Consider the following 20,893-nt stretch of genomic DNA (forward strand, 5'->3'; position numbering starts at 1 on the left):
CTATGTTTTTATCATCTCACAGGTTATCTTGCGGCAAATAGCATTTTTGCAAAAAAAGTATATCATATCACTTCTGGTAGCATTAATAGGGCTTGTACTGGTGGCAAGACCTACGTTTATACTGCTTACGCACGATTTTCAGGCAGAAGCTGATAATGCATATTTCATTTACAAGCACGTAAAAAAGCGGAAACAGGATTTTGAAGAAGCGCCCCTTCCTGCTATTCTGGAGCGCCTGCAGCTGAAAATAGTAAAGCTGCCGCCTGTTACACCGTCACGCTTTATAGCAGCACGTACACAAACGGCTTTATACCTGCATCCGCAGGTAACCGTGGCTGCTTACAGCAGTATCTCCGGCACCAAAACCTATCTTTTTACCGGCAAGCTAAGTATCTGATTTTTTATCTGTAGCATTCCTGTGCCCCTACGTGTGCTGTTTTGGTAAACAGTGCGCGATTGTGATTTTATTTCCGGTATTCAACCTTATTTAATTCGTTATGCCATACAAACATAAGGTACGCAGCCTGCTGGCAGGTTGTGTGCTACTACTATGGACTGCGGCAACGGCGCAGCAGCAAGACAGCGCCGTTACCCTGCAGCAATTACTGGCCGGTATGCGGGTAAACGCCCCCTCACTGGCTGCAGACTCCGCTGCTGTATCTGTTAAACAGCAACAGCTGCATGCAACAGGCTACAACTGGTTGCCTTCTTTTAAACTCAACTACCAGGTAGATGCCGGTACCAATAACAACCTGCCCGGTGGTTATTTCGGTTTTGGTATTATACCCTCCAATTCCCGTGTGCGTGAGGCAGGTAACTCCAGCACCATCCTAACCAACCTGGGCATTGCCTCGCTGGACTGGGAACTATATAATTTCGGCGCCTACAATGCGCAGAAATCTGTTGCCCAATCGGATGTAAACGTAGAAGAAGCGCGCTTTTCGCAAAGCCGCTATCAACTGCAGGCATATGCTATAGATGCTTACCTGCAACTGGTGCGCCTGCAGGATTTGCTGGCTATACAACAACAGAACATCAGCCGTAATGAAGAGATACGCCGTTCTATTCTTGCCCTGGCCAAAAGCGGTATTAAAGCAGGTGTAGATACCAGCATTGCCACCGCAGAGCTTTCGCGTGCGCGGCTGGTGGCTATTGAAATTAATAACCAGATAATGCAGATACGCCTGCAGCTGGGCACCCTCAGCGGCATTGCCCCGCAAAAACTGGTTGCCGATACGGGTATTGAAAAACAGATGATGCAGCAGCTATCGGGTACAATACCCGGCATAACAGATACGGCCCTTCATCCTTCCATTGCCTATTACCAATCGCTGTATCAGAACAGCCTGGATAAAGAAGCGCTGGTTAAAAAAAGTTATAACCCCAAAGTATCGTTGCAGGCAGCCGCCTGGGGCCGCGGCTCCAGTGTAAGCGCGGCAGATGAGTTTCGCCCGCTATCCAAAGGCATTGGTTTTGAGCGGGGTAATTACCTGGTGGGGCTGGGTATTACCTGGAATGTGTTTGATTTAAAAAGAAAGCAATTGCAGCTGCATACACAAAAAGCCATGAGCACTTATGCACAGAAAAAGCTGAACGAACAAAATACGTTATTACAGCTGGGCATTGGCCAGGCCAACACAGAAGTGTTAACAGCGGCCCACCGTTTAGAAGAAATACCCAATCAGCTGAACGCCGCACAGGCGGCCTACCGGCAAAAGCTATCGCTATACAAAAACGGCCTTACCGATATTATAGAACTGAACATGGCATTAAATCTTTTATACCGTGCAGAAACGGATTATACCACTGCCAAATACAATTACTGCAAAGCTGTGTTTCAGAAAGCAGTAGCCGAAAACCGGGTAGAAGATCTTTTACAGCTGTTAAATTAATCCCTTATGTCATTAGTATCCTCCGCACTTAAAAGGCCCATTACCTGGATGGTGGTTACCGCCAGTGTGCTAATCTTTTCTGTGCTATCCGCTATAAAAATTCCGATAGATATTTTTCCGCAGCTGAACATGCCTACCATGTACGTTATTGAATCGTACGGGGGCATGTCGGCCCAGCAAATGGAAGGTTTTTTCTCCACGCGTTTGCAGGATCAGTTTCTGTATGTAAATGGCATTAAAGAAATTACCTCTAAAAATGTACAGGGCGTTACCATGCTTAAGCTTAGCTTTTACGAAAGCACCGATATGGCCGAAGCATCTGCCCAGGTGGCCTTACAGGTAAACCGCGCTATGCGTTTTTTTCCACCCGGCGCCATACCACCGCAGGTAGTACGTTTTGATGCTTCTTCCCTGCCGGTTGGCCAGATGGTACTGGCCAGTAAAACCCGCAGCCTGAAGGAAATTTACGATCTGGCTGCCACCCGGGTACGCCCCATGTTCTCTTCCGTGGCAGGGCTTAGTGCACCCCCTCCTTTTGGTGCCAACTCCCGCTCTATTACCATTAACGTTGACCCCAACAAGCTGCGCAGCTATACCATTACGCCCGATGAGGTGGTGGCAGCGCTTACCAGATTCAACGTAATGTCGCCCTCCGGCAACCTGCGGCTCAACAACACCATGTATGTAACTACCATGAACTCGCTGATAAAGGATGTAGAAGACTTTGGCAACATTCCGGTAGTAATTAAAAGCGGGGTGCCGGTACTGATAAAAGATGTGGCGCGCGTAGCCGATGCGTCAGACGTTACGGTAGATTACGCCCTTATTAACGGCAAACGATCGGTATACATACCCGTGGTAAAAACGGCCGATGCCTCTACCTGGTCCGTAGTACAAAGCCTGAAAAGTAAAATACCTGAAATACAAAGTCTGTTACCGGACGATGTAAAAGTATCGTATGAATTTGACCAGTCTGTGTTTGTGGTAAATTCTGTAAAAAGCCTTATTACCGAAGGCGCACTGGGTGCCTTGCTTACCGGCTTAATGGTACTGCTGTTTCTGCGCGATCTGCGTAGCAGCCTTATTGTTATCATCACCATTCCCGTATCTATATTAACGGGTGTATTACTGCTGGGCCTGTTTGGGCAAACCATTAATATTATGACGCTGAGTGGCCTTGCGCTGGCCATTGGTATATTGGTTGATCAGAGTACGGTAGCCATTGAGAACATTCACCAGCACCTGGAAATGGGTAAAAACAAAAAGCAGGCTATTTACGATGCCTGCCGGGAAATTTCTTTTCCGCTGCTGCTGATTTTACTGTGTATACTGGCCGTGTTTGCCCCCTCGTTTATTATGACGGGTATTCCACGCGCTATGTTTCTGCCCCTGTCGCTATCCATAGGCTTTACCATGATAGCTTCTTTTATTGCCGCCCAGACACTGGTACCGGTGCTGGCGAACTGGATGATAAAGGCAGACAAATACCAGCACTACCACCATGGCGCGGTACATGCGCACGCGGGCGAAGCATTGAATGAAGCAGAACAGCAGCAGGTGCAGCAACATGCACAACAGGAAATGCAGCACCCCGAAAAAAATGATTTGTCTGAGCGTGTTAAAACACGTTATACCAGACTGCTGCAGCGCATGGTGCCACGCAAAAAAAGTATCACGATTATATACCTGGTGCTGATAATGGCTTTGGCAGCCGGCGGCTTTGTGCTGATAGGAAAAGATATGATGCCTGCTGTAAACAGCGGCCAGTTTCAGCTGCGTATTAAAGAGCCCGATGGCACCAGGCTGGAAAGAACAGAGGAAAAAATGCGCCAGGTATTGCGCATTATAGATACTACGGTAAACCACCATGTAGCCGTAAGCTCTGCCTATGTAGGCCTTATACCCAGCAGCTACGGCATCAGTAACCTGTATGTGTTTAACACAGGTACACACGAGGCCGTGGTACAGGTAAACCTGGATGAGCATTACAAAGTAAATACCGATGAGCTGAAAGATGCCCTGCGGGAAAACATCCGCTATGCACTGCCCGAACTGCGCATCAACTTTGAGCCGATCGATATGACGGAAAAGATTATGAGCCAGGGGGCAGCCACACCTATTGAAGTACAGGTGGCGGGTAAAGACATGAAGGAAATTGAAAACTACGCCAACAAAGTGGTGGACCGTTTGAAAAAGATACCTTACCTGCGCGATGTGCAGATAATGCAACCCCTGCGCTTTCCGGTGGTATCTATAACACTGGACCGTTTAAAAGCAGCACAACTGGGGCTGAACGTGCGGGATATATCGCGCTCTGTTACTACCAGTACCTCCTCCAGCCGTTTTACCGAAAAAGTGCAATGGCTGGATGAAAGCAAATCGTACACCTATCAGGTGCAGGTGCAGATACCGGAATATGTAATGAATACCATGGATGAGCTGAAAGAGATTCCGTTGGTGCAGGGCCAGAGCAGCCCGGTACTGGGGGACATAGCCAGCTTTAAGGTTGATTATATGCCGGGTGAGTACGACCGTAAAGGCCCACGCCGCTTTGTAACGGTAGCCGCCAATATTTATAAAAAAGATCTGGGCACCGCCACGGCCGATGTTAAAAAGGCACTGAAAGAGATTCCGGCACCACCGCGTGGTATGCTGGCAGAATTACAGGGCATGTCTGGTCTGTTGCTGGAAACCATGGGCAGTTTACAAACAGGGTTGCTGTTTGCCATTCTGGTTATTTTTCTGCTGCTGGCCGCCAACTATCAGTCGTTCCTTTTATCACTTACTGTATTATCCACCGTTCCTGCTGTAATTGTGGGTTCGCTGGCAGCACTGCTGATAACGGGTTCTACCCTTAACCTTCAGTCGTACATGGGTATGATTATGAGTACGGGGGTTTCTGTAGCCAACGCTATTCTGATTGTTACCAACGCAGAACAACTGCGTAACAGGTACGGCAATGCTGTACAGGCCGCTGTTACCAGCGCGTCCATCCGCCTACGTCCCATACTCATGACCAGTTTTGCCATGATAGCAGGGATGATACCCATGGCCTCTGGAATGGGCGAAGCGGGTGAGCAATCTGCTCCTCTGGGGCGCGCGGTAATTGGCGGTTTAGCCGCCTCCACGCTGACAGCGTTGCTGATATTGCCGCAGGTATTTGCCTGGGCACAGCAAAAAGCCACTCTTAAATCGCCATCACTGCTGCCAGACCAACCAACAGCAGATTCATCCACAGTAAACCAGTAAGTACATGAAACAGTATTATACCATAGCCGCCGCCTTTGTGCTGGCCGTCACTATATCCTGCCACAATAACCAGAAACCGGTAGACCTTACCGGTAAAAGCAATAAGGAAAAAGGCAGTAAATACGAAATAGGAAAAATTACAGAACAGCCTTTATCCAGCTACGTAAAACTACCAGGCCAGTTAAAGCCTTATGATGAGGTAAACATTTTTGCCAAAGTAAACGGCTTTGTAAAAGAGGTACTGGCAGACAGAGGCACGGAGGTAAAAAAAGGCCAGGTGTTGCTGCGGCTGGAAGCGCCCGAACTGGAATCGCAAATGCAGGCCGCAACTTCCAAATACCTGCAGGCACAGGAAAACGCAACCGCCAGTAAAGAAAAATATAAAAGGCTGAAAGAAGCCGCTACCGAAGAAGGCGCCGTGGCCCCGCTGGATCTGGATATGGCAGCCTCGCGCATGAAGGCCGATGAGGCCGTGGTAATGTCTGAACAATCTAACGTTACCTCTATGAAAAATATCATTAATTATCTTACCATTATGGCCCCGTTTGATGGGGTAATTGTACAGCGTAATATATCCACGGGCGGCCTGGTAGGCCCCGGCGGCAAAGCCGAATTACCTATGCTGGTACTACAGCACCTGCAAAAACTAAGGCTGGAAGTGTTTATACCCGAAGCCTATGTTGATAAGGTAGATCTGAAGCGTACCGTAAGCTTTGTATTCAACAGCACACCCGGTAAAGAAAACACCGCCCACATAAGCCGCTCGGCCAATGCCCTTACCAGCATGCGCTCTGAGGCAGTGGAAATAGATGTGATGAACAAAAACCAGGAGCTGAAACCCGGTATGTATGCAGAAGTAAAAATTCCTTTGTTATCAGGTGCCAAATCTATGCTGGTACCAGGCCATGCTGTAGTACGCTCTACAGAACGCCAGTTTATTATTAAAGTGGTAGATGGCAAAGCGCATCTGGTTGATGTGAAGGAAGGCCTGAAAACAAATGACCTTACCGAGATATTCGGAGATGTGCAAAAAGACGATGAAATAGTGTTGCACGCTACGGACGAAATAAGTGAGGGAACGTTGGTGAAATAGCCAATAAAATGTAAAGCCCCGGCAACTGGTTACTGCCGGGGCTTTTTTATACTGTATTCCACTCTTATACTTCTAATACGTAAAATGGACTGGTATGCCGTGCTTTTTGCAGTACGTGGCTGGCCACGTTATATACCTTTATATCGGGGGTAAGATTAGCTTCCAGTGTACCGGCATGGGCATGCCCATGAAACACTGCAGCCACCTGCCTGCGGATAAGCGGCTCTGCCAACCGGGAAGAGCCCAGGAACGGATAAATTACTTCCGGCTCTCCTACTACCGTATCCTTAATGGGTGAATAATGCAGTATGGCTATTTTCTTGTCGCTCTCCGGTTGTTTATCCAGCTGCGCCAGCGCCCTGTCCAGCCGTAGCGCTTCATCCAATGCCTCCTGTACAAAGGCTTTCATAGCCTCTTCGCCAAACATAGAAAGCATATAGTTATCAAAGCCACCACCAAAACCTTTTACACCCGCAAAGCCAACACCTTTTACTGTAACGGCTTCTCCATCCAGCACATGCACCTGCGCCTGCTGTAAAGTGCGCCGTATCAGTTTTTGCCGGCCCTTTTCATAGTCATGGTTACCCAGCACTGCTACTACCGGAATGGAACAGGCTTTTAATTCTTCTGCCAGCACCCCGGCTTCATTTTCATCGCCGGTATCGGTAAGATCTCCGGCTATAATCAATACATCTGCCTGTTCAGATACCTCACGGAAAAAGGATGTCCATTTATTTTTATCAGCCACCTGTACATGTATATCTGCAATAGCGGCAATACGTGTTTTTGCATTCATAAACTAAACGGTGTTAAGCGTGGTTACTTTATAATCCCAGTCTTTAATGTCTGTCTGGTATTGCGTCTGATCTATCAACGGCCCCAGACAAACTTTGTTTTGCGATGCAGGCATATCGTACTGCTGCTGTGCCCTTTGTATCAGCTCATCAAACAACCACCTGGGAATAATATCTGCATAATCAGCGGGATAAATAAACTGGAACGACAATAACTGGCTCAGTAGCAGATGCCAATGCTGATCAAAATATCCAGCCAGGCGCTTCCAGTCCAGCTGTCGTCCGTAGCGCAGCATCAGATGGTTGATATCTGCCCCATCAAAACGTTCGCGGTTTTGTACATATATCTTGCCCCAGATCAGTTCTTCTGCGGGAATAATGGGTACTGTAAGGTCGTCAAAGCTACCCTGCTGCGCATGGGCATACCAGGTATCGGTTACCGTGCAAATGCCGTTGGTAGAATTGAAAATAATATCAATATAGTATTCGCCTTTATACAGCTTTGCCAGCCAGCGTGCATCCGTTAGTTCAACAGTATAGCCGTGTTTTTCCAGCAGCTTACAAATAGCGGCATACTCGCCGGGTTTACAGAAAATATCCAGGTCTTTGGTATCTCTGAAAACGCCCGCATAGTGGAAGAAGGCAAAACCACCTCCCACCATAAAAGGCACTTCGTTTTCCAGTAACAGTTTCAGCGCCTCGTAATAAACGGCGCGGGCTTTTGTATGTTCTTCAGTGGTATTTTTCATTATACCCAATACTGTAAAAAAAGTATGCCATGAAAAACAGAAAAATGATACGTGAATAATGCGCTGGAATTCCGTATTCCCAGCCAGACAATGCTAAACGCTAATTGCCAGCCATAGAACTTATACCTCACTCCTCCTTTTTAATAATTAGAAACAGTTCTGAGATTTCAATGGGTTGCCCGGCTTTGTTAGTAGCCCCCACAGATATACACACAAGGTTAGTGGCTTTTAGCCTACGAAACTGCTGCCGGACTTCTTCCGTAATCACATTACCACGTATACCCAAAATGGTAGGAATAGCATGAACTGCGCTGTCTCTATGCATAGTTATATAGATGGTAATATCTTTTATCTGCAGCCAGGGAAAATTACCTGTCACTTCCTTTACTTTCAGTAAGTCACTTACAGCAATGCTATCGGTTTGTTTATAAGCTTTACCATCCAGCAGCAGTTTAAAATCTTTTTTTGTAAGCTGGGCATGAGCAATCTGGCAGATAACAAAGAAAAACAGAATGGTTAATACATAGCGGAATACAGGCATGGCTTTAAAAAATTTAAGGGTTGCACACGAATATAACACTATTCCACAATTATTATTTATGGGTCAGGCCTTGTACATCGCACCTGATTAGCACAAACAACAAAGCGCTCCGGAGAGCGCTTTGTAAATATCTGATATTAAACGTATCGGCATCTTACTTACCTGGTGCCACCACCTTCTTCTCAATACTATTCTCCAGCTGCCTGTGTCTGAAGTAAGCGGTTACAATTACTGCCCCCACCAAAGCGATGGTAATATACACCCATCCCGGAATAGGTACAGGATCGCCTTTGGCGTAAGAGTGTAAACCAGACAGGTAGTAGTTAACCCCAAAATAGGTCATAATAACGGTGGAGAAGCATACCAGCGCCAGCGCGTTAAACAGAAACTTGCTGCCCAGGCCCGGTATTAAACGGATGTGCAATACAAAAGCATATACAATTACCGATATAAACGCCCAGGTTTCTTTAGGGTCCCAGCTCCAGTAACGGCCCCAGCTTTCGTTGGCCCACATACCACCCAAAAAGGTACCTACGGTAAGCAGGAACAAACCAATGGTAAGCGACATTTCGTTTACAATGGTTAATTCGCGCATAGATTCGCCTATTACGTGGCGGTTCTTTTTGTTGTTTACTATATGCAGCAGTAACACCATCATACCCAATACTGCGCTTAAACCAAAGAAACCGTAGCTGGCAGTAATAATAGCTACGTGAATCATTAACCAGTACGACTTTAACACCGGTACCAGTGGCGTAATCTGTGGGTTCATTTGTGCACCACCATGCGCAAAGCCCATAAGGCATACCGCAATTAAGGCACCAGCTGCCGGAATAAAAGAGTTGCGGTTTTTATACAATGCCAGGCCGGATATAAGGCCAATCATACTAATAAACATTACCGCCTCATAGCCATTACTCCAGGGTTCGTGGCCCGATACATACCATCTTACCCCCAGCCCGAATGCCTGCAACAGAGCAGCCACCACCAGCGTAGCTATGGTAATACGGGTGCCCCAGGTTATCAGCGCCGATTTTTTAAACAATCCTGCCAGAGAAAGCAGTAACAACAGGGTGCCTGCCAGCGTGTAAAAAATCATCAGTTTAAAAAACAGGTTCCAGGCATTAAAACGTACCTCCCAGTTTATTTTGGCATCAGAAGGCATAATGGCAGAAGCCTGTATTTTTTGCAGGTCTTTAATCTGCTTCAGTAACTGGTCTGCCTGTTGCCAGTTACCACTGGTGCGTGCGTCCAGCACTGCTTTGCAGTAGGCCTGTACCAGCTTTTCGCCCTGGTTTTTAGGTGCCTGCATAAAGCTCCAGGCATCCCAGGTATTATTGGTATCAAACGGACGGGGTATTACACGCAGGTACATGCCATTCAGCAATGCCTGCACCACCTGCATCTTATCGTTAATCTCTATTACTTCTTTATCATACAAATCCTGCTCGGCCATTTTTTTAGCAAAAGAGCGGTGATACTCTTCCTCCAGCAGAAAATGGGCATCTCCCGCTGCATCCAGCTTTAGCAGGTTCATAATACAGGTAAGGCCTTCCTCATTGGCTTTGGTAAGCTTCAGCAGTTCTTCCCCACCCCTCTTGTTTATTTTAATAATAGGGGCATACAACCACTCAAAAGGCTGCGAGGTAATAGCCAGTAAAAACTGGTTCGCATCCAGGTTATGGTAGTCGTCGTGCATGTTTAACTTTCTCAGAATTTCCAGCCCCAGGGTATTGGCTGGTTCTATACGGCCGTCAATATTCTGCACCGGTAAGTACCCAAATGCCTCTGCATGTTTTTTATCAATATTAATTTTTGCGGCAAAGCTTTTACCATCTACCTGTTGCTCTGCAGCGTTGGCTTGCGCAGGGGCTGCCGGTGCAGGTGCCTGTGCATGGGCAACAGACAGTACAGACAACAGCACTGCCAGTACCGTTACTACTTTTTTAGCCGCCATAGATTTCAGTTGCTGGTTTAAGATAGAAAAGCGCGTGCCTTTCCAGAACAGGGTAACAAACATGCCCAGGAACAGCAAAGCGTACCCCACATAAGTAATAATAGTACCACTTACATCGTGGTTTACACTCAGGATAGTACCTTTTTCATCAGGGTCGTAACTGGTCTGGAAAAAGCGGAATCCTCTGTAATCCAGTACATGGTTCATAAAAATACGATGCTCCATTTCAGCACCTCCATCCATAACCACTACATCAGAGGCGTAAGAAGAAGGTGAGTTACTGCCCGGATATTTATCCAGCTGAAACTTTTTCAGATACATAAAGAAAGGCGTGTAGTAATAGCGGGAACCATAACCCAGCGCAATTTTAAGATTGCCCAGTCTGGCATTGGCCTGGTATCCGGTTAAACCTCTGCCACCATAAAAAGCAATGGTATCGGCCGCCTTGTTACTCTTTAAACCCAGCACCACCAGGTCCGGCGCAAAAGCATCTTTTTTCTTATCCCCTTCGTAATGCACAATAGTGCCGCGCTGCGGAAACTCCGGCACTACAAAAGCGAGCCCCATATTAAAGGTATACAAAGCACGCAGGCGCATAGGCTCTGTTACATTTACTGCTTTAATAGTATCGGCCTGCTGCGTAGCCATTACCATATATCTGGCCGCGAAAGGTGATTTTATCTGCAGATCGCCTTTTGCATCTTCTGTAATCTCTATGCCTTCGTTGGTGGCTTTATTATAACCTACCTCAACCCCCTGCACCTGCTTTACGCTGCCGCTGGGGATGTATATGTTCTGGCGTTGCCCATCATCGGTAGTTACCAGGTGTAACACTTTGGCTCCGTTTTGCTGCGGCAGAATAGAATCCTGCGCGCGGGCAATAAAATCGAGCAGCTCTACTTTTACCTTGTCGTTCTGGAAATTGTAAGAAGCACTGAAGCCCGGTTTCAGCATCCTGAAAAACAGCGGCACGTTTCCGGAAATAAAGCTGGCTTTTTTATCCTGATAGTTTTGTACGTTGTTACCGTCCGAAATCTGAATTTTAAAAAAGGTAGCTTCTGATACAAATCTTTCTTCCCGGCTGCCCTCCCGTATATGCATGGAGCCTTCGTAGCTGATGTAACGGGTAATACCCGCACCTATAAGTATAAAAAGGAAAGCGAGGTGAAACACCAGCAGAGGCCATTTTTCTCTTCTGTACAGTTTGTACCGGCCAATATTGCCTAAAAAGTTAATAATCAGCCATACCATTACCGTTTCAAACCACCAGCTGTTGTAAATAAGCTCTTTGGCTACAGGCGTACCATAGTCGTTTTCCACAAAAGTGGCTACGGCCATAGACACGGCAAATACCAACAATAAGGTTCCCATCGTCCGGGTCGAAAATAACATCCTCTTTAGCATAAACTTTCCCCTTTTACCAGCTTTTCCCTTTCTTTTTGCTGCCTGGAAATCAATCCTTCCAGACGGTAATGGCAGAAAAACGCTTTTAACCCGCAAATATACCACGCCTAACAAACACAGGCAATTTAAACCTTACGAAAGGGGCGTTTAACAGTATTTTGGGAATTCTTTCTGAAATAAATGGGGTAAAAAACCAGATTTGCCTGTTTGCACACTGAAATCATTCATTATGAAACCATTCAGATACCTGCTTATGGCCGGTGCTTAGCGCAGGCGGTAAAACGGATAAAGGCGAAAAATTTACGTTTGCCACCTTGTGTAGCGATAAAAGCGGCCGTTTGGCACCCACTGCACGCGTGGCCTGGGGTGCTTTGCGTACACCGGTGCTGATACAAAAGGGGCTGGTACCTGCTGTATGTAGAAGACTCCTCCTACATACAGCCGGAAGTAAGCCGCATGTGGCTGAACAATGAACTGCTGAATTATGCTGACAGCAGACGCCATATTTTTTATTACGCTATGGCTATTCTGCAGGTAGCAGACAGCAGCAAACTGCCCACCGTACTTGACCGCGAAGCAGACTACATTAGCACCCTGCCCGATGTTACGGAAAAAGAGATGCTGCTGATAAGCAAAGCCTACCGCGAGCTGGCGGGCAATACCGCCAAAGCAGAAGCGGTTGATAAGCAAATTGCTGTTCGTTTTCCCAATGGCATGAAGGCTAAAGGAAAAGAAGACGTTTCTTTCTTTTAATAATAATAAGGCTTAACCGGCCTTTACTACGCGTACAAAGAAATAGTTAATCCAGGAGGCTGCTTTCGATGTTTGTAGAAACAAAGAGGCAGCTCTTTTTTTACCACTCCGCCAGCCGGGCTATAAGCTAAAAAACACCCAAATCCACCTAACAAACTATTTAAACCCAATTTCTTGCTTTACTTCGCAACCGGCAACCCTTTTTGTAAGGCAACGCACACTAATAACGATGAAGCAAATGAAAATTGGAAAAATTACACAGGCCCTGGTTTTATGCATCTCAGTAGCCACCGCTAACGCACAACAATACCACAACGTACTTAAATATGGCGCTAAAAACGACAGCAGCAAGCTGGCCACTACTGCCATTGCAGCTGCCATTAACGCTGCATCCAAAGCAGGTGGTGGTACCATTTACTTTCCGGCAGGCAAGTACCTTACCGGGCCTATACATTTAAAAAGCAACATCACCATTCTGATAGATGCCGGGGCCGAACTGCACTTCAGCGATGATTTTAATCAATACCTGCCTATGGTGCAAAGCCGGTATGAGGGTGTAGATGTTACCAGCTTTTCGCCACTGTTCTATGCTTACAAAGCAGAGAATATTGCTATTACGGGCAGAGGCCTTATTGATGGACATGGTAAAAAATGGTGGGATTTTGTAGAAGGTTACAAGCAGGATCAGCCCCGCTCTGAATGGCAGATTACATTTGATGGCCTGAATAAAGATATTGTACTGCCCGATGATCCGAAGCAGATGAAAAGAGGTTTTCTGCGCCCGCCCTTTATACAGCCGATGTATTGTAAAAACATACTGATACAGGGCATTACCATACGCAACTCCCCGTTCTGGACAGTGAACCCCGAATTTTGTGAAAACGTAACCGTGCATGCGGTAACTATTAATAACCCACACTCACCCAATACAGATGGCATTAACCCGGAATCGTGCAGCAACGTACATATATCCGACTGCCATATCAGTGTGGGCGATGATTGTATTACCATTAAAAGCGGTAAAGATGCACCCGGCAGAAAAATGGCTGCACCTGCGGAAAACTATACCATTACCAATTGCACCATGTTATCCGGCCACGGCGGGGTGGTAATAGGCAGTGAAATGTCGGGCGATGTAAAAAAGATTGTTATATCTAATTGTGTGTTTGATGGCACAGACCGCGGCATCCGCATTAAAACCGCACGTGGCAGAGGTGGTGTGGTAGAAGATATACGTGTTAGTAATATTATTATGAAAAACATACGGGAGCAGGCCATTGTACTGGATATGCAATACGCCAAAACCAACGTGGAAGCGGTTACAGAGCGTACCCCTGCCTTCCGTAATATTCATTTCAGCAACATTACCGGCCAGGTAAACCAGGCTGCCTATCTTAACGGACTGGAAGAAATGCCTATTGAAAACATTACGTTCAACAATATTAACCTGGATGCAAAAACCGGTTTTACCATCAGCAATTCCAATAAAATTGAACTGCACAATGTAACCGTAAATACGCAGCTGGGTGCCGCAGTAAATGCTACCAATGTTAACTATCTGGTACTGGATGGCGTTAAAACATTTACGCCATTGAAAGACGTACCTACGCTTAAGCTGAACAATGTTAACGGCGCCTACATTTACAATGCATTTCCGGTAAACGAAACCAGCCGCTACCTGCAGGTAAGCGGGGCAGCTACTAAAAGCATTACCCTGGGCGTTAATAATTTCAGTGGCCTTACAACCCCTGTAGTAACAGATGCGGAAGTAAAAGAAAAGGTACTGGTATTACAACCTTAGCAATGATGGAAGATTTTTACGCAAAACTGGCATTGTCTGCCGCAGGGCAGTAATTTCGCGGCCTGCTTTTGCTTTAAACTACTATCATTCATGAGGGCTTACTTTAATTTATTCGATTTTCGTCAGAAGGTAGATTATAAAACGGAGGTACTGTCGGGCTTTACCGTGGCTATGACCATGATACCGGAATCTCTGTCGTTCGCTATACTGGCGGGGCTTTCTCCTTTAACCGGTTTGTATGCTGCTTTTTTAATGGGTTTGATAACCGCTGTTTTAGGTGGCCGCCCCGGCATGGTATCTGGTGGCGCTGGCGCTACGGTAGTAACGCTGATAGCACTGATGCAATCGCATGGGGTGGAATATGTATTTGCCGCAGTAGCACTGGCAGGCGTATTGCAAATTATGGTAGGCGTGTTGCGGCTGGGCAAGTTTATTCGCCTGGTGCCCCAGCCCGTAATGTACGGGTTTGTAAACGGGCTGGCCGTAATTATATTCATGGCGCAGATACAGCAATTTAAAGTAAACACCGCCACCGGAATGGAGTGGTTAAGCGGCCAGGCTTTATGGACCATGCTGGGCCTGGTAGCACTGACTATAATAATAGTAATATTCTTTCCCAAAATCACCAAAGCCATTCCCGCCTCTCTGGTAGCTATTATGGTGATATTTGCCATAGTATTGGGCTTTGGCATTGATGCCAGAACAGTAAAGGATATTGCCTCTGTTAGTGGCGGCTTCCCTCCTTTTCATATACCTTCTGTACCCTTTAGCCTGCAAACGCTTCAGGTAATATTCCCCTACTCGCTGGTAATGGCAGGTGTGGGTTTAATTGAAAGCCTGCTTACCTTAAACGTGGTAGATGAAATTACCGGCACCAAAGGCCGGGGCAATAAAGAATGTGTGGCACAGGGTACTGCCAATATTGTTAATGGCTTTTTTACCGGCATGGGTGGCTGCGCTATGATTGCGCAGTCGTTTGTAAACCTCAGCGCCGGTTCCAGAGCCCGTTTATCAGGCATTATAGCCTCAATCACTATTCTCATTATTATATTGGTGGGTGCCCCCATTATTGAAAAAGTGCCTATGGCCGCACTAACAGGTGTAATGATTATGGTAGCCATTGGCACTTTTGAGTGGATGAGTTTACGCATTGTAAACAAAATGCCCCGTGCTGATATATTTGTGGGCATACTGGTAGCAGTAATTACCGTATGGCTGCATAACCTGGCCCTGGCAGTACTGGCAGGCGTAATTATAGCTGCACTGGTATTTGCCTGGGAAAGCGCCAAACGCATACGCGCCAGAAAATACACCGATAGCAACGGCGTTAAACACTATGAAATTTTCGGGCCGCTGTTCTTTGGCTCGGTAAGTATGTTTCTGGAAAAGTTTGATGTACAGAACGATCCGGCAGTAGTAGTAATAGATTTTAAAGAAAGCAGAGTTGCGGATATGAGTGCTATTGATGCCCTTAGCAAGCTAACGGAACGTTACCAGAAAGCAGGCAAACAATTGCACCTGCGCCATTTGAGTGAAGACTGCCGTACCTTACTCAAAAATGCAGAATCAGTAATTGAAGTAAACCTGCCGGAAGATCCGGCATATAAAGTAGCAACAGATTAATGCTGATACCCAACAGAGCCGGATTTCGTCCGGCTCTGTTATTTTGTATACATGCAATGATGGTTGTTAGTTAAATGACTTTCTAAACTCCAGCGGCGAAAGATTAGTTTTCGACTTAAATAGCTTACTGAATGATTGAGAGTGTTCAAAACCAAGCTGATATGCTACTTCACTTACCGTTAAACTGGTGGTTGACAACTGCTCTTTCGCCTTCTGAATCAGCTTACTGTGAATGTACTGCTGTGCGTTTTGCCCTATCAGCGAGCGTAGCATATCGCTCAGGTAACCTGGTGACAGATTTACATGCTCTGCCAGGTACTGTACCGTGGGCAGCCCCTGGTTCAGCGATACGTCCTTATTAAAATATACCTCCAGCAAATCGTCCAGCTTCTGCAACAGATCATTATTCACCACTTTGCGGGTAATAAACTGGCGCTTATAAAAACGGCTGGCGTAGTTAAACAGCAGTTCCAGTTGCGAAACCACTACGTCCTGGCTAAAATCATCAATACGGCTGTTCAACTCTCCCTGTATCATGTCAAAAATGGATACAATGGTAGCCCGCTCCGATTCTGACAGGTAAAGTGCCTCATTGGCAGCGTAAGAAAAGAATCCGTACTGCCTTATCTTTTTACCCAGCGGGTAATTCCATAAAAAATCAGGATGAATCAGCAGCGTGTAACCCGGCAATTCCTGTGCAGCAGAATCATCACCAGCCCCTCCAATCACTTGATTAGGAGCAGCAAAGAGTAAACTACCTTCTTCAAAATCGTAGTGTCCCTGCCCGTATTTTACGCTGCCGCTGCTTCTTTTATACGATATCTTATAAAAGCCCAGCACGTGTGGCCCAGGCGGCAATGTTGTCTGAATCTGGCAGCAGCTGGTAACGTTGATACTTATCAGCGGATGCTGCGGTTTGGCCAGTCCGAAAAACCGGTGCGCCTCTCCGATAGTAGATAAATTATGATGCTGAATTTCTTCTCTGCTGCTCATAAGAAACAATTAATGCATGCTCATGGGAAGTTATATAAACCCTATGAGCATGAATACTTTACCAAATATACTTCACATTTACTGCATTGCTATTTTGCATGCCCCTGCGCCGCTACCGCCACCGCATCCCACTCTTCCCAGGTCTTCAACCGCTCTTCATAAGCGGCGCGAACAGTTGGCAGGTTGTGGCTGCCCAGGTGAAGCCGCAGCGGCGGATTTTCAGCATCTACCACCTGCAATATGGCATTGGGTGTAGCTTCCGGGTTGCCGCGCTCCAGTTTCATTAACTCCTCCATAAAGCGTGCCTTGAAATTAGCATACTCATCCATAGCCGGTGCAAACCTCAGCGATGCGGCACTGCCAAATTCCGTAGCGTATGCTCCCGGCTCTATAATAGTAACCTTAATACCAAACTCTTTTACCTCCGCTGCCAGACTTTCATGAATAGCTTCAAAAGCCCATTTGGAAGAGCAGTAATACCCAATTACCGGTAAAGTAATATGCCCCACGTTGCTGGAAGTGCCCAGTATATGCCCGCCACCCTGTTTACGCAGCAGTGGCAGGGCGGCCTGAATTACAGCCACCGGCCCCAGTACATTGGTTTCGTACAAGGCGCGTATATCATCTGCACCCCCTTCTTCAATAGTACCCACCAGCGAATAGCCGGCATTATTCAATACAACATCCAGCCTGCCAAAATGAGCATGTGCCTGCTCCACGGTTGCTTTTACCTGTTCGGGCCGGGTTACATCCAATTCCAGCGTAAGTACATTTTTCCCGTATGTTTCTGTAAGGTCAGCAATACTTTCCAGCTTACGCGCTGTTACTGCCACCTTATCGCCCCGCTTTAACGCGGCCTCTGCCCATATACGTCCAAAACCACGGGAAGCCCCCGTAATAAACCATATTTTGCCTGTTGTACCCTGTTGCGCTGCCATAACTAATGTATTTAATTTTGAAAGTGAAACAAAGTTCAGCCGGGGCTGCTGCACGCATGTAGTCTGTTTAAGGGTACTTGTAGTCAAAACGCGGAATCTCCTTTGATTCGCCTTATATTGCCACAAAAAATAACTCCATGGAAAGACTGTTGGCCAAAAAAGGAATAGAACTGGTATCCTGTATTGACGAAGACGGTGCAAGGGTTAGCTATGCATTTACAGAGGAGCTGCTGAAACAGAAGATAGTGGTGGTGATAACGGAGCATTCCGGAGAGGGTTATTACGATGCTGAGGCCGAAGGAGAAGAGGAAGAATGGGAAACAGAAGAGTGGGAAGAAACAGAGGAAGCCGGAGAAGAGGAGGAAGAGAGCGAAGAGGAAACTGACGAAGAAGAATCTGAAGAAGACTGGGGTGAGGCGGAAGACTGGTTTGAGGAAGTGCCCGGCGAAACCACCGTTGAGGTTGTTTTTACGAAAGACAACGTTTCGTGGACCTATACCATTTATGCAGATGACCGCCCGGTAGTGCCTGCTATCTATTTATACACCGTTGTTAAAGAACTGATTGGCATTATACAGGAAAGTGATGCAGAGGGCCTGGCAGAAGACCTGGCCTCTATTGCTACCGGCGTAAGCATTTCCAAAGAGTTTGAAGACGATCCGGAGTTCAGCCAGCATATTTACCAGCTGGCCACCGAACATATTGAAGCCGCTGTGAGCCTGTTACAGGAAAAAAAAGCACAGAGCTGATGATAAAAAAGCTGTCTCCCCGGTAAAGGAGGCAGCTTTTTTCTTTAAAACCCGGTCTGTACGTAGGTTCCACCTCCTTCACCTCCAACTTTGGCGGTGCTACCCTAAAAGAAAAAGGTACCCGGCAACAGGTAAATGAAGAAACGCCCTATAAAAGAAATGTGCTGGGACTTAGTATAGGCGCAGGACTTACTATATCTCTGAAAAAACGCTGACAATCACCGGATTTTAAACCATAAACATCAATTCCTGAACCTGGTTTTCTGTTACGGCAGCTAGTTTTGAGCTGCTTGCCAACCATACACGGTTGGGTATTTATTCATTACTATTTACAGGAAACCAGTATTATGAAAAAAACGATTGCAGCTTTTGCTGTTTCCGGCTTTATAGTAGCCGGTTGCAGCAAGGCCGATGAGGCATCACCCGGCGCCTCCGGTTTAACGGCAGCCAACTTAAACACCCTGGCGGCGGTAACTACCCCCAGTATTCCATCGGGCACTTTTACTATTACCAGTTACGGAGGTTCCACCGGTGCAGCTAACAATGCCTCCGCTATTACATCTGCTATCAACGCTGCTTCCACTGCGGGCGGCGGCACTTTTTCCAATGGCTCACGTATTACCGTAAGCAGTGGCAATGCCTTTACCAGTACCTATGGCTCTTCTAACATCACCGGCATCAACACCACTACCGGCGCTCCTTTATAACCTATCATAAAATCAGTTATGAAACTCATACCAAAGCTTGCAGCCATTATACTTGCTGCCTCTCTGTTTGGCTGTAACAAACAGCAATTAAGTGATAATGCCGCTCTTCCGCTAACCGGCGCACAGGCCAATGTGGCTGCCGCAGCAGCAGTATCTGTTACCGTAGCCAAAGATGGCAGCGGCAACTATACCACGGTGCAGGCTGCACTAAACGCAGTGGCCGCCAACAGCAGCACCCGCACCGTTATTAATATAAAAAACGGCACGTATAAAGAAGTGCTTACCATTGCCGCAGACAAGAAAAATGTATCGCTGCTGGGTGAAAGCACCACGGGTGTAAAACTTACGTACGATAACTATTCCAGCAAAACAAACCCGGCCACCGGTACCGGCTACGGCACCTCCGGCTCTGCCAGTACCTTTATTAAAGGCGAAGGTTTTTATGCGCAGAACATTACTTTCGAAAACTCTTCCGGGCCGGTGGGTCAGGCGCTGGCGGTGAATATTACGGCTGATAAAACCGTATTTAACAACTGCCGCTTCCTGGGAAGGCAGGATACCTGGTATGGCAGCAACTGCCGCGTGTATCTGCGCAACTGTTATATAGAAGGCACTACCGATTTCATCTTCGGCTCGGCCACTGCTTTTTTTGATGGCTGTAGTATTTACAGCTATGGCGGCACCGCTATTACCGCTGCCAACACCGCCAACTATGTAACCTATGGGCTGGTATTTAACAATTGCACGGTTACAGCCGCTTCGGGCGTATCTACTTTACTGGGCAGAACATGGGGTGGTTATGCCGCTACTGCTTTTGTAAACAGCGCACTACCTTCCAATATATCCGCAGCAGGCTGGAGCAACTGGGGCAACTCCGCCAATGATGCTACTGCGCGGTATAACGAGTATGGCAATACCGGCAGCGGTGCCAACACTTCCGGCCGCGTATCGTGGAGCAAGGTATTAACCAGTGCACAGGCAGCTAACTATACCTCTTATACCAACGTACTTAAAACCACCTACGCCAGCTCGCCCGTAACCGATAACTGGAACCCCAATACCATTATCAACGATCCCTCTTCCGGCCCCGTATCCGGTATTACTTCCGGTGCCACCTATTCCATACTGGCCAAACACAGCGGTAAAGCACTGGATGTAAAACAATCTTCTACCACACATGGCGGCGTATTGCACCAGTGGGGTTATGCAGGCACCAATAATCAGAAATTTATTATTAACGATTTGGGGGGCGGCTATTACAATATCATTAATGTAAACAGCGGCTTGTGTGTAGATGTAAAAGATGCCTCTACCGCTAACGGAGCCGTAATACAGCAGTGGGGTTATGCAGGCAGCGCCAACCAGCAGTTTTCTATTATTAGCACCGGCAACGGTTATTACAAAATACTTAACCGCAACAGCGGTAAGGGGCTGGATGTAAAAGATGCTTCTACCGCCAACGGCGCAGTAGTACAGCAATACAATTTTTCCAATGGCGATAATCAGCAATGGCAGCTGAATAAACTGAATTAAACAACACTATCCCCCTTCCATATAATACCCTGCTACTGCCGGCAGTAAGTGTGCTGCCGGCAGTATATTTTAGTATCCTGCCCTATCCTGTTTTTTCACTAACTTCATGCAACCGAT

16 protein-coding genes are annotated in these 20,893 nt (G+C 46.8%); 10 read left to right on the forward strand and 6 right to left on the reverse strand.

The window, feature by feature from the left end:
• The first annotated feature begins 46 nt into the window (after positions 1-46).
• The 4 genes from IEY13_RS07635 (at position 47) to IEY13_RS07650 (ending at position 6,234) form a co-directional block, all read left to right on the forward strand.
• A complete protein-coding gene (locus IEY13_RS07635) occupies positions 47-397 on the forward strand; it encodes a hypothetical protein (RefSeq protein WP_188951396.1) in 351 nt (116 codons plus the stop codon).
• A 100-nt stretch (positions 398-497) separates the two neighbouring features.
• On the forward strand, positions 498-1,892 hold the full coding sequence (locus tag IEY13_RS07640; protein WP_188951397.1) for a TolC family protein: 1,395 nt from the start codon (positions 498-500) through the stop codon (positions 1,890-1,892).
• A gap of 6 nt (positions 1,893-1,898) precedes the next feature.
• Positions 1,899-5,141 (forward strand): efflux RND transporter permease subunit, encoded by a 3,243-nt coding sequence (locus IEY13_RS07645; protein WP_188951398.1) that lies wholly within the window; start codon positions 1,899-1,901, stop codon positions 5,139-5,141.
• A 4-nt stretch (positions 5,142-5,145) separates the two neighbouring features.
• On the forward strand, positions 5,146-6,234 hold the full coding sequence (locus tag IEY13_RS07650) for an efflux RND transporter periplasmic adaptor subunit (protein ID WP_188951399.1): 1,089 nt from the start codon (positions 5,146-5,148) through the stop codon (positions 6,232-6,234).
• 64 nt (positions 6,235-6,298) lie between these two features.
• Here IEY13_RS07650 and IEY13_RS07655 read toward each other — a convergent pair whose 3' ends face one another.
• From IEY13_RS07655 to ccsB, 4 genes are all read right to left on the reverse strand, one after another.
• Positions 6,299-7,030 carry a metallophosphoesterase family protein gene (locus IEY13_RS07655; protein ID WP_188951400.1) on the reverse strand — a complete coding sequence of 244 codons (732 nt, stop codon included), beginning with the start codon at positions 7,028-7,030 and terminating at the stop codon, positions 6,299-6,301.
• A 3-nt stretch (positions 7,031-7,033) separates the two neighbouring features.
• A complete protein-coding gene (locus IEY13_RS07660; RefSeq protein ID WP_188951401.1) occupies positions 7,034-7,777 on the reverse strand; it encodes a nucleotidyltransferase domain-containing protein in 744 nt (247 codons plus the stop codon).
• Between the two features lie 127 nt (positions 7,778-7,904).
• The gene (locus IEY13_RS07665) at positions 7,905-8,318 is read right to left on the reverse strand and encodes a hypothetical protein (RefSeq protein ID WP_188951402.1); all 414 of its coding nucleotides are present in this window, start codon (positions 8,316-8,318) and stop codon (positions 7,905-7,907) included.
• 154 nt (positions 8,319-8,472) lie between these two features.
• Positions 8,473-11,646: a c-type cytochrome biogenesis protein CcsB gene (ccsB, locus tag IEY13_RS07670; protein ID WP_229687779.1), complete on the reverse strand. Its 3,174-nt coding sequence runs from the start codon at positions 11,644-11,646 to the stop codon at positions 8,473-8,475.
• Positions 11,647-12,135: 489 nt separating this feature from the next.
• Here ccsB and IEY13_RS07675 point away from each other — a divergent pair, with 489 nt between their 5' ends.
• The 3 genes from IEY13_RS07675 (at position 12,136) to IEY13_RS07685 (ending at position 15,856) form a co-directional block, all read left to right on the forward strand.
• A complete protein-coding gene (locus IEY13_RS07675) occupies positions 12,136-12,432 on the forward strand; it encodes a hypothetical protein (protein ID WP_188951404.1) in 297 nt (98 codons plus the stop codon).
• A gap of 238 nt (positions 12,433-12,670) precedes the next feature.
• On the forward strand, positions 12,671-14,233 hold the full coding sequence (locus IEY13_RS07680; protein WP_188951405.1) for a glycoside hydrolase family 28 protein: 1,563 nt from the start codon (positions 12,671-12,673) through the stop codon (positions 14,231-14,233).
• A 90-nt stretch (positions 14,234-14,323) separates the two neighbouring features.
• Positions 14,324-15,856, forward strand: coding sequence for a SulP family inorganic anion transporter (locus IEY13_RS07685; protein ID WP_188951406.1), 1,533 nt, complete (start codon positions 14,324-14,326; stop codon positions 15,854-15,856).
• Between the two features lie 66 nt (positions 15,857-15,922).
• On the opposite strand, the gene IEY13_RS07690 is transcribed toward IEY13_RS07685, so the two are convergent.
• Positions 15,923-16,849 carry an AraC family transcriptional regulator gene (locus tag IEY13_RS07690; protein ID WP_188951407.1) on the reverse strand — a complete coding sequence of 309 codons (927 nt, stop codon included), beginning with the start codon at positions 16,847-16,849 and terminating at the stop codon, positions 15,923-15,925.
• Positions 16,850-16,938: 89 nt separating this feature from the next.
• The gene (locus IEY13_RS07695) at positions 16,939-17,787 is read right to left on the reverse strand and encodes an SDR family NAD(P)-dependent oxidoreductase (RefSeq protein WP_188951408.1); all 849 of its coding nucleotides are present in this window, start codon (positions 17,785-17,787) and stop codon (positions 16,939-16,941) included.
• Positions 17,788-17,924: 137 nt separating this feature from the next.
• On the opposite strand from IEY13_RS07695, the gene IEY13_RS07700 reads away from it, so the two are divergent.
• The 3 genes from IEY13_RS07700 (at position 17,925) to IEY13_RS07710 (ending at position 20,776) form a co-directional block, all read left to right on the forward strand.
• The gene (locus IEY13_RS07700; RefSeq protein ID WP_188951409.1) at positions 17,925-18,536 is read left to right on the forward strand and encodes a hypothetical protein; all 612 of its coding nucleotides are present in this window, start codon (positions 17,925-17,927) and stop codon (positions 18,534-18,536) included.
• 347 nt (positions 18,537-18,883) lie between these two features.
• Positions 18,884-19,243, forward strand: a complete 360-nt coding sequence (locus IEY13_RS07705; RefSeq protein WP_188951410.1) for a hypothetical protein — start codon at positions 18,884-18,886, stop codon at positions 19,241-19,243.
• 18 nt (positions 19,244-19,261) lie between these two features.
• Positions 19,262-20,776: a pectinesterase family protein gene (locus tag IEY13_RS07710; RefSeq protein ID WP_188951411.1), complete on the forward strand. Its 1,515-nt coding sequence runs from the start codon at positions 19,262-19,264 to the stop codon at positions 20,774-20,776.
• The last annotated feature ends 117 nt before the right edge of the window (positions 20,777-20,893 follow it).

Source organism: Filimonas zeae (genome assembly GCF_014641615.1).
Classification (GTDB): domain Bacteria; phylum Bacteroidota; class Bacteroidia; order Chitinophagales; family Chitinophagaceae; genus Filimonas; species Filimonas zeae.

Coding starts and splice junctions, on each gene's coding strand:
- IEY13_RS07640 (WP_188951397.1), top strand. CDS start 498: ATGCCATACAAACATAAGGTACGCAGCCTGCTGGCAGGTTGTGTGCTA.
- IEY13_RS07645 (WP_188951398.1), top strand. CDS start 1,899: ATGTCATTAGTATCCTCCGCACTTAAAAGGCCCATTACCTGGATGGTG.
- IEY13_RS07650 (WP_188951399.1), top strand. CDS start 5,146: ATGAAACAGTATTATACCATAGCCGCCGCCTTTGTGCTGGCCGTCACT.
- IEY13_RS07655 (WP_188951400.1), bottom strand. CDS start 7,030: ATGAATGCAAAAACACGTATTGCCGCTATTGCAGATATACATGTACAG.
- IEY13_RS07660 (WP_188951401.1), bottom strand. CDS start 7,777: ATGAAAAATACCACTGAAGAACATACAAAAGCCCGCGCCGTTTATTAC.
- IEY13_RS07665 (WP_188951402.1), bottom strand. CDS start 8,318: ATGCCTGTATTCCGCTATGTATTAACCATTCTGTTTTTCTTTGTTATC.
- ccsB (WP_229687779.1), bottom strand. CDS start 11,646: ATGGGAACCTTATTGTTGGTATTTGCCGTGTCTATGGCCGTAGCCACT.
- IEY13_RS07675 (WP_188951404.1), top strand. CDS start 12,136: ATGTGGCTGAACAATGAACTGCTGAATTATGCTGACAGCAGACGCCAT.
- IEY13_RS07680 (WP_188951405.1), top strand. CDS start 12,671: ATGAAAATTGGAAAAATTACACAGGCCCTGGTTTTATGCATCTCAGTA.
- IEY13_RS07685 (WP_188951406.1), top strand. CDS start 14,324: ATGAGGGCTTACTTTAATTTATTCGATTTTCGTCAGAAGGTAGATTAT.
- IEY13_RS07690 (WP_188951407.1), bottom strand. CDS start 16,849: ATGAGCAGCAGAGAAGAAATTCAGCATCATAATTTATCTACTATCGGA.
- IEY13_RS07695 (WP_188951408.1), bottom strand. CDS start 17,787: ATGGCAGCGCAACAGGGTACAACAGGCAAAATATGGTTTATTACGGGG.
- IEY13_RS07700 (WP_188951409.1), top strand. CDS start 17,925: ATGGAAAGACTGTTGGCCAAAAAAGGAATAGAACTGGTATCCTGTATT.
- IEY13_RS07705 (WP_188951410.1), top strand. CDS start 18,884: ATGAAAAAAACGATTGCAGCTTTTGCTGTTTCCGGCTTTATAGTAGCC.
- IEY13_RS07710 (WP_188951411.1), top strand. CDS start 19,262: ATGAAACTCATACCAAAGCTTGCAGCCATTATACTTGCTGCCTCTCTG.